The organism is Flavobacterium sp. (assembly GCF_046293665.1).
Lineage (GTDB): Bacteria > Bacteroidota > Bacteroidia > Flavobacteriales > Flavobacteriaceae > Flavobacterium.
Map to the genome: position 1 here is coordinate 191,892 of NZ_JBKBOL010000004.1, position 13,499 is coordinate 205,390.

At 37.4% G+C, this 13,499-nt stretch carries 18 protein-coding genes and 1 riboswitch; of the genes, 17 read left to right on the plus strand and 1 reads right to left on the minus strand.

The window, feature by feature from the left end:
* Window position 1: 1 nt before the first annotated feature.
* The 13 genes from trpD (at window position 2) to ACK4R1_RS08585 (ending at window position 10,291) form a co-directional block, all read left to right on the plus strand.
* On the plus strand, window positions 2-1,000 hold the full coding sequence (trpD, locus tag ACK4R1_RS08525; protein WP_409685855.1) for an anthranilate phosphoribosyltransferase: 999 nt from the start codon (window positions 2-4) through the stop codon (window positions 998-1,000).
* Window positions 997-1,782 (plus strand): indole-3-glycerol phosphate synthase TrpC, encoded by a 786-nt coding sequence (gene trpC / locus ACK4R1_RS08530; RefSeq protein WP_409685858.1) that lies wholly within the window; start codon window positions 997-999, stop codon window positions 1,780-1,782. The genes trpD and trpC overlap by 4 nt, the downstream gene beginning before the upstream one ends.
* Window positions 1,782-2,414 carry a phosphoribosylanthranilate isomerase gene (locus ACK4R1_RS08535; protein ID WP_409685861.1) on the plus strand — a complete coding sequence of 211 codons (633 nt, stop codon included), beginning with the start codon at window positions 1,782-1,784 and terminating at the stop codon, window positions 2,412-2,414. Before trpC ends, ACK4R1_RS08535 begins: the two co-directional genes overlap by 1 nt.
* Entirely contained in the window at window positions 2,411-3,598 is a 1,188-nt protein-coding gene (gene trpB / locus ACK4R1_RS08540) for a tryptophan synthase subunit beta (protein WP_409685864.1), read from the plus strand. Before ACK4R1_RS08535 ends, trpB begins: the two co-directional genes overlap by 4 nt.
* Before the next feature lie 2 nt (window positions 3,599-3,600).
* On the plus strand, window positions 3,601-4,362 hold the full coding sequence (trpA, locus tag ACK4R1_RS08545) for a tryptophan synthase subunit alpha (protein WP_409685867.1): 762 nt from the start codon (window positions 3,601-3,603) through the stop codon (window positions 4,360-4,362).
* A 197-nt stretch (window positions 4,363-4,559) separates the two neighbouring features.
* Window positions 4,560-4,910, plus strand: a complete 351-nt coding sequence (locus ACK4R1_RS08550; protein WP_409685870.1) for a hypothetical protein — start codon at window positions 4,560-4,562, stop codon at window positions 4,908-4,910.
* Between the two features lie 123 nt (window positions 4,911-5,033).
* Window positions 5,034-5,100, plus strand: a riboswitch (Fluoride riboswitch).
* Window positions 5,101-5,132: 32 nt separating this feature from the next.
* On the plus strand, window positions 5,133-6,458 hold the full coding sequence (locus tag ACK4R1_RS08555; RefSeq protein ID WP_409685873.1) for a voltage-gated chloride channel family protein: 1,326 nt from the start codon (window positions 5,133-5,135) through the stop codon (window positions 6,456-6,458).
* An 18-nt stretch (window positions 6,459-6,476) separates the two neighbouring features.
* The gene (locus ACK4R1_RS08560; protein ID WP_409685876.1) at window positions 6,477-7,007 is read left to right on the plus strand and encodes an inorganic diphosphatase; all 531 of its coding nucleotides are present in this window, start codon (window positions 6,477-6,479) and stop codon (window positions 7,005-7,007) included.
* Window positions 7,008-7,156: 149 nt separating this feature from the next.
* Entirely contained in the window at window positions 7,157-7,807 is a 651-nt protein-coding gene (locus ACK4R1_RS08565) for a tetratricopeptide repeat protein (protein WP_409685879.1), read from the plus strand.
* A gap of 416 nt (window positions 7,808-8,223) precedes the next feature.
* Window positions 8,224-9,246: a type I restriction enzyme HsdR N-terminal domain-containing protein gene (locus ACK4R1_RS08570; RefSeq protein ID WP_409685882.1), complete on the plus strand. Its 1,023-nt coding sequence runs from the start codon at window positions 8,224-8,226 to the stop codon at window positions 9,244-9,246.
* Window positions 9,247-9,257: 11 nt separating this feature from the next.
* The gene (locus ACK4R1_RS08575; RefSeq protein ID WP_409685885.1) at window positions 9,258-9,659 is read left to right on the plus strand and encodes a hypothetical protein; all 402 of its coding nucleotides are present in this window, start codon (window positions 9,258-9,260) and stop codon (window positions 9,657-9,659) included.
* Between the two features lie 103 nt (window positions 9,660-9,762).
* Window positions 9,763-10,002, plus strand: coding sequence for a hypothetical protein (locus ACK4R1_RS08580; protein ID WP_409685888.1), 240 nt, complete (start codon window positions 9,763-9,765; stop codon window positions 10,000-10,002).
* Window positions 9,986-10,291 (plus strand): type II toxin-antitoxin system RelE/ParE family toxin, encoded by a 306-nt coding sequence (locus tag ACK4R1_RS08585; protein WP_409685891.1) that lies wholly within the window; start codon window positions 9,986-9,988, stop codon window positions 10,289-10,291. The genes ACK4R1_RS08580 and ACK4R1_RS08585 overlap by 17 nt, the downstream gene beginning before the upstream one ends.
* Before the next feature lie 128 nt (window positions 10,292-10,419).
* Here ACK4R1_RS08585 and yaaA read toward each other — a convergent pair whose 3' ends face one another.
* The gene (yaaA, locus tag ACK4R1_RS08590; protein ID WP_409685894.1) at window positions 10,420-11,178 is read right to left on the minus strand and encodes a peroxide stress protein YaaA; all 759 of its coding nucleotides are present in this window, start codon (window positions 11,176-11,178) and stop codon (window positions 10,420-10,422) included.
* A gap of 199 nt (window positions 11,179-11,377) precedes the next feature.
* On the opposite strand from yaaA, the gene ACK4R1_RS08595 reads away from it, so the two are divergent.
* The 4 genes from ACK4R1_RS08595 (at window position 11,378) to ACK4R1_RS08610 (ending at window position 13,491) form a co-directional block, all read left to right on the plus strand.
* Entirely contained in the window at window positions 11,378-11,857 is a 480-nt protein-coding gene (locus ACK4R1_RS08595) for a hypothetical protein (protein ID WP_409685897.1), read from the plus strand.
* A 96-nt stretch (window positions 11,858-11,953) separates the two neighbouring features.
* On the plus strand, window positions 11,954-12,409 hold the full coding sequence (locus ACK4R1_RS08600; protein WP_409685900.1) for an META domain-containing protein: 456 nt from the start codon (window positions 11,954-11,956) through the stop codon (window positions 12,407-12,409).
* Window positions 12,410-12,414: 5 nt separating this feature from the next.
* Window positions 12,415-12,855, plus strand: a complete 441-nt coding sequence (locus ACK4R1_RS08605; RefSeq protein ID WP_409685903.1) for a hypothetical protein — start codon at window positions 12,415-12,417, stop codon at window positions 12,853-12,855.
* Window positions 12,856-12,864: 9 nt separating this feature from the next.
* Entirely contained in the window at window positions 12,865-13,491 is a 627-nt protein-coding gene (locus ACK4R1_RS08610; RefSeq protein ID WP_409685906.1) for a Pr6Pr family membrane protein, read from the plus strand.
* Window positions 13,492-13,499: the final 8 nt, after the last annotated feature.

Consider the following 13,499-nt stretch of genomic DNA (forward strand, 5'->3'; position numbering starts at 1 on the left):
TATGAAAACCATTTTAAACCGATTAATCAATCACGAAACCCTAACCCAAGAAGAAGCCAAAACCGTTTTGGTCAACATCTCTTCAGGGCAATACAATCCGAGTCAAATTGCATCATTTCTAACCGTTTACATGATGCGCAACATCACTATCGAAGAGCTTTCCGGCTTTCGCGAAGCGTTATTAGAGCTTTGCATCGCCATAGACTTTTCGGTCTACAACACCATCGATTTGTGCGGAACCGGTGGCGATGGCAAAGACACTTTCAACATTTCAACCTTAGCGTCATTTGTAACAGCCGGTGCCGGAATTCAAGTTGCTAAACATGGTAATTATGGGGTGTCATCTATTTCAGGTTCGAGTAATGTGATGGAAACTTTGGGTGTAAAATTCAGCAACGACAAAGGTTTTTTGACTAAATGCCTCGAAGAAGCCAATATCGCCATACTTCACGCACCTTTATTCCATCCGGCGATGAAGAATGTTGGGCCGATTAGAAAAGAATTAGGTGTTAAAACTTTCTTTAATATGCTTGGGCCAATGGTCAATCCTTCATTTCCCAAGAACCAATTGGTGGGTGTTTTTAGTTTAGAATTGGCACGCATGTATGCTTATTTGTACCAAAATACGACTGTCAATTATTCGATTCTCCATGCTTTAGATGGTTATGATGAAATTTCTCTGACTGCCGAGGCTAAAATCATTACCAAATCGTCGGAAAGCATTGTTAATGCAAATGATTTCAACTTAACCAAACTGGCTTTCGAAGACATTAAAGGCGGAACAACTATTGAAGAATCAGCCAATATCTTCATGAAAATCATCTCCGGAAATGGTACCGAAGCGCAGCAAAATGTAGTTTGTGCCAATGCTGCAATGGCGATAGCCACCGTAGAAAATTCAACTATTCCGAAAGCTTTTGCTAAAGCCAAAGAAAGCCTGCTATCCGGAAAAGCCTTAGAGAAATTACAGAAACTTCAACAAATCAGCCAAGCGTCATGAACCTACTAGATCAAATCATCGCCGGTAAGCGAAAAGAAATCGCTTTAAAGAAAAGCGTTATCTCAAGCAATCAATTGGAGAATACGGCTTTATTCAAAGCTAAAACCTATTCGTTAAGCAAATCTATCTTCAATTCCCCTTTCGGGATTATAGCCGAGCACAAACGTCGTTCACCTTCAAAAGGCACCATCAATTATAGCCTGTCAGTAAAAGAAGTCGTTACAGGTTACGAAAAAGGTGGTGCAAGTGGTATTTCAGTGTTAACTGACAGTCAATATTTCGGCGGTTCGTTAGACGATTTGCTTTTGGCAAAAGCCACCGTAAATACGCCATTGTTGTGCAAAGAATTCATCATTGACGAGTATCAAATTTTGGAAGCCAAAGCCCATGGCGCCGATGCTATACTCTTGATAGCTGCGGTTTTGACACGAGCCGAAATCAAATCGCTCTCAGAATTCGCCCATTCTATTGCTTTGGAAGTCTTACTGGAAGTGCATAATCTCGAAGAATTGGAGAAAAGCATCATGCCAAGCCTTGATATCATTGGTGTCAACAATAGAAACCTAAAGACTTTTGAAGTGAGTTTGCAGAATAGTATCGATTTGGCTTCCCATATTCCAACCGACTTTGTTAAGATCTCCGAAAGTGGTTTGAGTACTGTAGATGATTTGAAACTGCTAAAAAGTCACGGATTTCAAGGCTTTCTAATCGGAGAAAACTTTATGAAGACGAACAATCCCGGACAAGCCTTGGAACAATTCATCACTCAATTGAAAGCCTAATGGAAACCAAAATCAAAATCTGCGGTATGAAACATCCGGAAAACATCATGGAAATAGCCGCTTTGGAACCCGACTATTTGGGATTTATCTTTTATGAAAAGTCGCCGAGATATGTTGAAAATGAGATTCCTACTTTAGACCAATCCATTCAAAAAATTGGTGTTTTTGTCAATGCTACCTTGGAAGAAATAATGGAAAAGGTAAATACGCACAAATTGAATTTAGTGCAATTACACGGAGAAGAATCGCCTGAATTATGTCTTTTACTACAACAAAATAAACTTAAAGTAATCAAGTCGTTTAATATTGATAATACCTTTAATTTTAATAATTTAAGTATTTATAGTTATTGTTGCGATTACTTTCTTTTTGACACCAAAGGCGCTAACTACGGCGGCAACGGAATCGCTTTCGATTGGCGCATTTTAGAACGGCATCACCTCAACAAACCTTACTTTCTCAGTGGCGGCATTGGCTTAGAAAGCTTAACCGATTTAAAAACATTTTTCCAAAAAGACTATGCGAAGAAATGCATCGCCCTAGATCTCAATAGTAAATTCGAAATTGAGCCGGGTCATAAAAACCCGGAAACCCTGAAAACATTTATGCAAAATCTAAAACAAACACTATGAATTCCCAATACAACATCAACGAAAACGGCTTCTACGGCGACTTTGGTGGCGCTTTTATTCCCGAAATGCTTTATCCGAATGTAGAAGCTTTACGTCAACAGTATTTAGCCATCAGTGCCGAGCCTTCGTTTCAAGACGAATTTAGAGCGCTTTTAAAGGATTATGTCGGTCGCCCAACGCCTCTTTATTACGCCAAGCGTTTATCAAAGCAATTTGGCGCTAAAATCTACCTCAAACGCGAAGACTTGTGTCATACCGGCGCTCACAAAATCAACAACACCATCGGACAAATCCTTTTGGCTAAGCGTTTAGGCAAAACCAGAATCATCGCCGAAACCGGTGCCGGCCAACACGGTGTAGCTACCGCAACGGTTTGTGCGTTAATGGGTTTGCAATGCGTTGTTTATATGGGTGAAGTCGATATCGAACGCCAAGCGCCGAATGTTGCCCGCATGAAAATGCTCGGTGCCGAAGTCCGTCCGGCAATTTCTGGCTCTAAAACCCTAAAAGATGCCACTAACGAAGCCATTCGTGATTGGATCAGCAACCCGGAAGATACTTTCTACATCATTGGCTCTGTTGTTGGACCACACCCTTATCCCGATATGGTGGCGCGGTTCCAGAGTGTGATTTCTGAAGAAATTAAAAGCCAATTATTGACACAAGAAAACAGAGAAAACCCTGATTACGTCATAGCCTGCGTTGGCGGCGGTAGCAATGCAGCCGGTGCTTTCTATCATTTTTTAGACGAAGAAAACGTAAAACTTATTGCCGTAGAAGCCGCAGGAAAAGGTATTAATTCAGGCGAAAGTGCCGCGACTTCTGTTTTGGGTAAAATTGGGATTATCCACGGCAGCAAAACCCTATTGATGCAAACGGTTGACGGACAAATCACTGAACCTTACTCTATTTCTGCCGGATTGGACTATCCGGGTGTTGGCCCGATGCACGCCAACTTATACCAAACCCAACGTGCCGAGTTTATCGCCATTACCGATGATGACGCCATGCAAGCCGGTATTGAATTGGCGCAAACTGAAGGCATCATTCCCGCTATAGAAACCGCTCACGCTTTTGCGGTTTTGAAGCACAAAAAGTTCTTGCCAAATGACGTTGTAGTCATCAATTTATCCGGACGCGGCGACAAAGATTTGAATACATATATTAACTATTTTAAGCTGTAATAATGAACCGAATCCAACACAAATTATCAGAAGATAAAAAAATTATATCTATTTATTTTACAGCAGGTTTTCCTACTCTAAACGACACTAAAAGTTTAATAGAAAATTTAGCTCAAAACAAGGTCGATATGATAGAAATCGGATTGCCATTTAGCGACCCTTTGGCCGATGGCCCTACTATTCAAGCCAGCTCTACCCAAGCTTTGAAAAACGGCATGACTACTACATTGCTTTTTGAACAGTTGACAGGTATTCGAGATACGGTAGATATCCCGTTAATCATCATGGGCTATTTCAATCCGATGCTCCAATATGGCATAGACCGTTTTTTGCAACAATGCCAGGAAACCGGTATAGACGGACTGATTATCCCTGATTTGCCTCTGGAAATCTACCTTTCCGAATACAAAGAACACTTTGAACACTATGGTATTGCGATGGTTTTCTTAATTACACCGCAGACTTCAGAAAAGAGACTCCGTTTGATTGACGCTAACTCCAATGCATTTATCTATATGGTGAGCAGCGCCGGAGTAACCGGAAGCAAGGATAGTTTTGACAACAATCAGTTGGATTATTTTAAAAGGATTGCCGATATGAATTTAAAAAATCCACAAATAATTGGCTTTGGCATTAGCAATAAAACCACTTTTAAGCAAGCTACAGAACACCAAAAAGGAGCCATAATTGGCAGTAGTTTTATACAATTTATAACCCAAAACGAAGCGAGAGCCATTCCTGAATTTATCCAAAATATACTTTAAATAATTTAATATATAACTTTGGAAAACAATATTTTAAATATTCAATATAGATTTTACTTATACTAGCTATTTTAAAAGTTCTTCAGCAGTATCTATCTTTGTAATCACTTAGTTATTAACAATTTGCGTTGTTTCTAAAAACAATTTCCTAAATTTGGTTTAATACTGTCAAAAAACAACCAATAAACCAAACCGTTATGGGACTATTTAACAACCGAGAGAAGAAACTCATTGAGGAACTTCAGCAAAAAAGCGAAAGCCACCACAAAGAGATCAGTAAAGAAATTGAGGACCTGTTAGAAGACTTAACTACCGAGTATGACGAAAACCAAGAAGTAGTAAATGAGTTCTCTCATTTTGTGGAAGAACTGCAGACCAAGTTGAGTCCGGAAGATGCTAAAAAACTAGCGGAGTTTACCTCTCGCCTAACGAAAGTGAAGCGGTGCGCTAGGAAAGGTGTTGAAGCCATGCGAGAATTGGCTCGTGACCAGCGAAAGATTAGTCGGGAAACCCATTTAGAATACCAAGAATATTATTATATGCGATAAACAAAGCTACTTTTCAAGGCTTTGTTTATCGGCTTTTTGTCTACAACGCATTAGATTTAGACCTTTTAAATCTAAAAAATCCACTCGAAAATTTGTACTGACCAAAATAAAGTTTACTTTTACGCTTCAATAGGAAATGGTGTTCTTCCTAACCCAACCGCCCTAAAAAGCTGATGACGCCTGATTAAAACAATGTAAAAAGCACATTTAATCAGGATAATTATGACCAATCGTAAGCAAAAGAAATCAGCAAGCAAAAAAGCTCAAATTCAATTCAAGTTTTTTTTCAGAAAATTTCCGGCCTTCCCCTATATCATTAAATGGTTTTTAATAAGCTCCATAATTGGCATTTGTGTAGGTTCAGCTTCCGCCGGTTTTTTAATTTCTCTTGACTGGGCAACTAATTTCAGAGAAAACAATCTGTGGCTCATTGCGCTACTACCCTTAGGTGGTTTACTCATAGGCTTATTATACCATCACTTAGGCAAAGACATTGAAGCCGGAAACAATCTATTAATTGACACCATACACAATCCCAAAGAAATCATTCCGTTCAGAATGGCTCCTTTTGTGTATATCGGCACTATAGCTACCCATTTTTTTGGCGGTTCAGCAGGTCGAGAAGGAACAGCTTTGCAAATGGCTGGAGCGATAGCTGATCAGTTTACCAAACCTTTCAAACTAAATGAAAGCGAGCGAAAAATATTGCTGATATCCGCTATTGCTGCAGGCTTTGGTTCCATATTCGGAACACCATTAGCAGGAGCTGTATTTGGATTAGAGGTCTTCTTAATCGGTAGGATTAAGTACAACGCCATCTTCCCGGCATTTGCTTCAGCCATTCTTGCTAGTTTGGTTACTGACCTTTGGCAGGTTAAACACACGCACTATCATATTGATTTCATTCCGAAATTAGAAGTACTCCCAATAATTTACAGCATCATCGCCGGAATAGCGTTTGGCTTGTGCGCAGCTTTTTTTAGTAAAACCATTCACTATGTCACGGCTATTTTCAAAAATAAAATTGCCTTTGCTCCGCTTCGTCCATTTATTGGAGGCATCATTGTGGCTTTAGCCGTTTTAGCCATTGGCACAACAAAATACATCGGTTTAGGAATACCCACTATCGTTGAATCATTTGACCAACAATTACCCATTTACGACTTTGCATTAAAAATGGCTTTTACCATTCTTACCCTTTCCGCAGGTTTTAAAGGTGGCGAAGTAACACCTTTATTTTTCATCGGAGCTACTTTAGGTAGTGCCTTGTCTTTATTCCTTCCATTACCAACAGGGCTTTTGGCAGGCATGGGATTTGTAGCCGTTTTTGCAGGAGCCACCAATACCCCTTTGGCTTGCATGCTAATGGCTATTGAACTCTTTGGTGCAGAATGTGGCATTTATGCCGCCATTGCTTGCGTTGTATCTTATTTGCTTTCAGGGCACAACAGTATTTATAACAAACAAATAATTGGAGAGGCCAAAAACACTCGCTACAACCAACATGTTGGCAAATCCATCAACAATAAAAATTCAAAACAGATATAAACATTAAATAAAACAAGTATGAAAACAAACCCATGGCATGATGTCGAATTTGGAGACAATGCCCCAAGCATAGTAAACGGAATTATTGAAATCCCAAAAGGCTCCAGAGCAAAATATGAACTCGACAAAGACAGCGGAATGCTCAAATTAGACCGTGTGCTATTCTCTTCTGTTTACTACCCTGCCAACTATGGCTTCATCCCCAAAACCTATTGTGATGATAATGATCCGCTTGACATACTAATCCTTTCCCAAATAGACATCGTGCCTCTTTGCATCGTTTCTGCAAAAGTAATTGGCGTTATGAGAATGATTGACGGTGGCGAAGCCGATGATAAAATTATAGCCGTAGCTGAGGGTGACCCTAGCGTAAACCACATCAATGACATTTCAGAATTGCCACAACACTTTATCTCTGAAATGAGAAACTTTTTTGAAGACTATAAAAAGCTAGAAAACAAAACCGTGATTGTAGAAGAGTTCCAAAACAAGGCTATAGCGGAAGAAATTGTTCTTAAAGCCATTAATGACTATAAAAATAAATTCTAGCCATTACAAAATAAAACATCCCGTATCGGATGCTATACCGAAAAATACCATCCGGACGGGATTTTAATTTATCTTAATTCTATTTTTCAACCCAAATGTCATCCTTACGGGATTATACCTCATACAAATTGATCTTTATCATAAAAAAAATGAAAAGAATTGCCCTACTTCTCCTGCTTTCACAAATTAGCTGGTCTCAAAATGATACTAATATTTTAACCAAGGCAGATTCAGCATTTGCAGTAAACGATTTTAAACTAGCCAAAGAATTATATACAAAAGCAATAGCTATAGATTCTCTTAATAAAAACATAATCTATAATTTGGCGGCTTCAGAATATAATCTCGGCGAAAAAGACAAGGCTTGCGAACACTTTTACAAAGTATATATAATAGGCGATAAAGAAATTACAAAAATCATGAAAGAATATTGTCCCGAATTCCGAAACGGAACAATAATGTCAATTGACAATGTCAGTGAGAAACCTAAATTTATCCATAAAGGCAAAGAATACCTGCTATTCATAGACGGTGTATTAAATCCGAAATATTTACAAATTATAACTCCCGAATTGAAAGAGTCAAGATTATTGAAAAACCTTGAAAGGCGCAAAGTTTTTGTCCAATTTACCATCAATAAACTTGGGATCTTTGAAGCAAAAGTTATAAATGGCACAGATATTATAAAAGTAGAAATGCTAAGAATTTTTAGAAGTATCCCTTATATTCCGGCAAAACATAATGGTAAAAATGTACAGCTATGGGAAAAATGGGCGCTTCCGGTGGTAGTTGGATTTTAGCGCACTAACCCATAACAACCGTTTAAAACCCTTGCAGATTTAGTGCTAATCCTATAGCGCAGAATTGCAATCCTTTCCATGCTAAAAAACCAAACAATCAATCAAAACAACCGCATAAATAACATCCCGCTAGGGATACAATCTCGGTAAAAAAATATCCGCAAAAAAACATGCCGTTAGGGATGAGATATCGGTTAATTCGATGATATCCCATCCCTAAAGGGATTTTAATCGTTTATAACAACATTTTGCTACCCAAATACCAGCAACTAACAGCCGTTAGTAGCAATTACTTGGTTTAGGTTTCCCGCACACGAAAGGATTCGTGTAATAGCGAAAATATCTTTTCTTTTTTATATCATTTTTCTTATTAATTGAATTTATCTTTATATTTGATATTCTAATCCCACCAAATAATGAATACTGTAATCATACCCAAACAAGCTGTTGGTCAATTAAAAAAAGCATTAGATAATTTTAAGCTTTCAGAAGCTATACAAATGTGTTCTAATGAAGCACAAACAAGAAAGTTTCTAATTGAACCTTTTTTTAATATGCTAAATTATCAATCAATAGATCTTATTCCTGAATTCAATGCTGATTTTGGTGACCGAGTTAGTCAAAAAGTTGATTATGCAATCAAAATAAACAAGAAGGAATTTATATTGGTTGAAGCAAAGAAATATGGCAGTAGATTAACCGATAAAGAAGCTGGCCAATTAAATGGATATTTTGGAAACACTAAGAATTCAAAGATTGCAATACTTACCAATGGTGCTGAATATAGATTCTTTTCAGATGTGCTTGAACCGAACTTAATTGACAGTAAACCATTCTTCACATTTAATATTGAAAGCTACACCGAAAATGACCTTGAAGCATTGATTAAATTTGATAAACGATTTATAAACGTTCAAACAATAATCAAAGCTGCACAACACATTGTATTCATTGAAAGCTTTGAAAATGCTTTCTTCAAAGAATTGGTTGCACCATCTAAAGACCTGTTGAAAATCATTCATAAGAATATGACATTTGTCACCAAGTTTAATGAAGAAACACAAGGCAAAATGATTAATCTTATCAATTCACCATTTCTTAAAAGTATGTATGATAAAAAGGTTCTTCTGGAGTCAACATCAAATTCACAAGGGGTTATTACAACAGAACTTGAAATTCAAGCTTATCATACAATCAGAACACTTCTAATTCAGAATAAGAAAATACCAAAAGAAAGAATTGCATTTAGAGATTTTAAAGGATTCTTCAATATTAGTGTTGATGATAATAATAAGAAAGTCATATGTAAGCTGATGTTTAATAATTCAGCACTAAGAATAGCCATTGATAATAATGAATACATTCTTGAACACATTGATGATTTATTGAAGTATAAGAATGAATTAACCAACAGAACAATTCAATTGTTAGAAGCATAAAAACAAACTACATGAACCACATCAAATCATTAATTATCTTATTAGTTGTTTTCACCACCGCTACTTCATTGGCCCAAAAAGAAAACACCCAAAAAATACAAGGCTGTTGGGTGTTTAAAAAAATGGTGGCTCCCGCCTCGGCAAACATTCCTCAGGAATCCATGCCACCGGCGGATAGTATTACGGTATGCTTTGAGGCTAACGGTAAATATACTTCTACTATGGCCAATAACACCGCTCCCATCACGGGCCAATACCAAATTTCAGAAGATGGCAAAACCATCACCCAACAAAGAGACATTCAAGAAGAATACACCTTTGACGAAGACGCCACTATAGAATTCACTTCTGAAAACAGCGTTATTCTAAAACTGGAGTATGCACATTTGTATTTTGAGCGGAAATTGAAATAAGTTGATAGACAATACTAATAATATCCATATCCAACAGTTTTTGTTCCTCTTTTTTAGAACTAATAGATTAATTTGTACTTTTGAGTATTAAATCAAATGGGTTATGAAAATTGAATTAAACATACAGTCTAAAAAGTTGGAGTTAATCCAATGGCTTTCTTCCATTGAAGATTCAACAGTAATTGAAAAAATTATGGAGTTGCGAAAAAAAGAAAGTAAAGATTGGTGGAATTCAATTTCAGAAAGTGAGAAAGAGGCCATTGAAAGTGGAATTAAAGACGCTGATTCAGGCAAACTTAACCCTCATTCAAACGCAAGAAAGGTTTATGAAAAATGGTTATAAAATTCTTTGGACAGACTTCGCACTTAAAGAATTAGAAAAAACAATTGAATATCTTGAAGAAAACTGGACTGAAAAAGAGTTAAAGAATTTAGCCGAAAATATTGAAGAGAAGTTAGCCTTGATTTCGCGTAACCCCAATTTATTTCAAACATCTGATTATAAAAAAGAAATTCGTCGTATTGTAATATTGACCTATAATACGCTTTACTACAGAGTTACAAATGAACAGATTGAAATAATTTCATTTTTCTCCAACAGACAAAACCCAAGAAAAAGGAAGCTAAAATAAAGACCCAACAGCCCAACTTTACAATCCGTAAAAATCAGTCTAATCTGTGGCCAAAAACTTTACAACAAATAGCGCAACTTTAAAACCGGAAATAAGTGCTTCTTCGTAATTCGTAATTCATCCCTTTTTTATCGGGTAAACACCAACGTATTCCCCTTACTCAAATTACCATCAAACCCATACCCTTCATAATTAAAACCTTTCAGGTCTTCAATCGTTTCCGCATTGGTGTCTAGGATATAACGCACCATCATACCTCTCGCCTTTTTGGCAAAGAAACTAATCATCTTGAGTTTGCCGTCTTTGTAGTCTTTGAATTCGGGGGTAATAACCGGTACTTTTAAGTTTTTGGCATCAACAGCGCTGAAGTATTCGTTGCTCGCTAGGTTGATGAACAGTTCGTCTTTTTGTAATTCGTCATTCAAGGTTTTGGTAATGGTTTTTTTCCAAAACTCATATAAGTTTTTGTTTTTGCCTATCGGCATGGACGTTCCCATTTCCAAACGGTACGCCTGCATTAAATCGAGCGGTTTGAGCAAACCATACAAGCCCGATAAGATTCGGAGTTTGTCTTGAAGTGCGGGTAATTTTTCGGCGGGCAAACTGTAAACATCCAAACCCAAATACACATCGCCATCAAAAGTATACACCGCCGGGCGAGCATTATCCTTAGTAAACGGCGTGTGCCATTCCTGATTGCGTTGCCAGTTGAGCTCCGCCAATTTCTCGGATATATCCATTAATGCCGAAAGCTGTTTGGGCTTTTTCTTTTTCAAAGTGTTTTGAATGGTCGTGGCTTGTTTTAAAAACTGTGGTTCGGTGCAGGTAAGCGTTGGCACTTCTTTATTAAAATTGAGCGATTTGGCCGGCGATATTACGATTTTCATGGTGGCTGATTTATAGAAATCAAAAATACTAATTCATTAACGAAAATCATATACGGTAAAATGAATTGTTTTGATTGAACCATTGGCAAATCTTATAAATATTGTACAAAATAGTATAACAGTTGCCCAACTGGCTGACGCTACCTTTGTGAGGTCAAAATCTTAACAAAGTCATTATCGCTATAAAAATCAACATCTTATGAAAAGAATTATATTGTACTGCAGTGTGCTGTTAATTTGTTTCACCAGTTCGCTTACACTCGTATCCTGTAAAAGCAAAGTGCCGGTAGTAGAAAAAACTATCAAAACAGTTAAACCCGAGGAAGTAGAAGCTGTAAAGAAAAACAGGGCTTATGATTTAGGCAAACGATTGTTGGAAACCTGCAACACTTCGCGCTTCAAACCCTTTACTGCGGCCGAAGCAACCGACAAAGTGCGTCAAAATGCCACCAAAGAAAAGATTTCTACCATTTGCAAAAAGATAAACCAAAGAAACGGAAGGTACTTAGGTCTCAATCTTTTGGAAGTTACCCATAATGAGATTACAGGAGAATACATTTTTCGTTATGGTATTGATTATGAAAAAAAACTCTTCAAACGCGAACTCTTTGTAACGGTTGATGCCGACAACAAGGTATCTTCAATTTCCACTAAAGAAATCGCCCCGAAACCGATGTAGAAATTGGGTTTATTACTTAAATAAATAAGGTATCATAAACTCTTTTTTGCTAAATTTGAGTGTTTCAAGAAAGTTTACTTTAAAAACACCAAAGCCATGACCAAAAAAGCAGTCTTCCTACTTGTATTATTTTCGATAATATCCTCTTCTTGTTGCCCTACCAAAACCAAAGAGGTAACCTCAACCCTTGGCAAATCTGATTTTTACGATTATGCTTGGGAACTCGAATACCTTTCGGGAACACGCATTGCCTTTGAGGGATTGTATCCGGAGCAAAAGCCATTCATTATGTTCAAAGAATCCGGAAGCCAATTCAGTGGCAACACCAGTTGCAATGGCTACAGCGGAAAATATACCAAGAAAGAAAACAGCATCCAATTTGGCGACGCCATCAAAACCATGATTTTTTGCGAAGGCGGCGGTGAAGAAGCTTTCCTTAAAATGCTCGGCAAAGTCAATAAGCTAGCCTTTGACAGCGATAATAAATTGCTTTTGCTTATTGATGATATACCGATGATGCGTTTTAAAAAGATTGCCAAACCTCAACAGTAAACCTTATGAAAAAACAAATGCTATTTTCGATTTCAATGCTATTCCTATTGACAGGTTGTAAAAAAGGCGACTTTATTGTGTTTGGAGAACCCAATGCTACTGTCCTCAAAGAATGCTATGAATATGACAAAGACGGCAATTCTATTTCGATGCAAATAGAAACTACCGGAAAAGATGTTTTTGGTGCCATGACTTATAAACTATCCGAAAAGGACAAAAACGCCGGATTCATTAAAGGCAAATGGGAAAACAACATTCTTTTACTTGATTATACTTTTCTATCAGAAGGAACGGAAAGCACACGCCAAGTTGCTTTTCAACGCAAAGACAACCAACTCATTGAAGGTTATGGCGAAATGACCGAAGACGGCACGAAATTCAAAGAGGTATCTCAACTGAAATTTACTTCAACCATGCCTTTGAGCAAAATAGATTGTCCTAAATAATTGTCATTGATGACTAATTCTTTTAAAGATAAAGTCATTTTTATCGGCTCCGCTTTAAGTTGGTTTGCCGTCATCATGCAATTTATACTAATGATGCAAAACCGAGTGGAATCGTTGACCGAAACTACGATTCGGTTTTTTAGTTTCTTTACGATAGTAACTAATAGTTTAGTGGCTTTGTATTTCTCAGTGCTTTGGTACAAAAAACCCAATTCACTCCTAACCCGATTTGAGCAACCGGGTTTTCTTACTGCCACAACGCTTTATATCGCTACGGTTGGTGCCGTTTATCAGTTGGTTTTGCGTGGCATTTGGGAGCCAACCGGTATGCAAAGAATTGTTGATGAACTGTTGCATTCGGTTATTCCGGTGTATGTAATCGTTTTTTGGATAGCCTATGAAAACAAAAAAGCGGTGGCTTGGTCATTGATTCCGAGTTGGTTGCTTTATCCTTTAGGGTATTTGATTTTTATCCTGTTCAGAGGTCATCTTTCAGGCTTTTATCCTTATCCGTTTGTTAATGTAACCAAATTAGGCCTGGAAAAAGTATTGGTCAATAGCGGTGTTTTGGTATTGGCATTTTTAGTATTAGCGATAGTCATTGTTGGCATTGGCAAATTGTTTAAAGCAAAATAAATGAGACA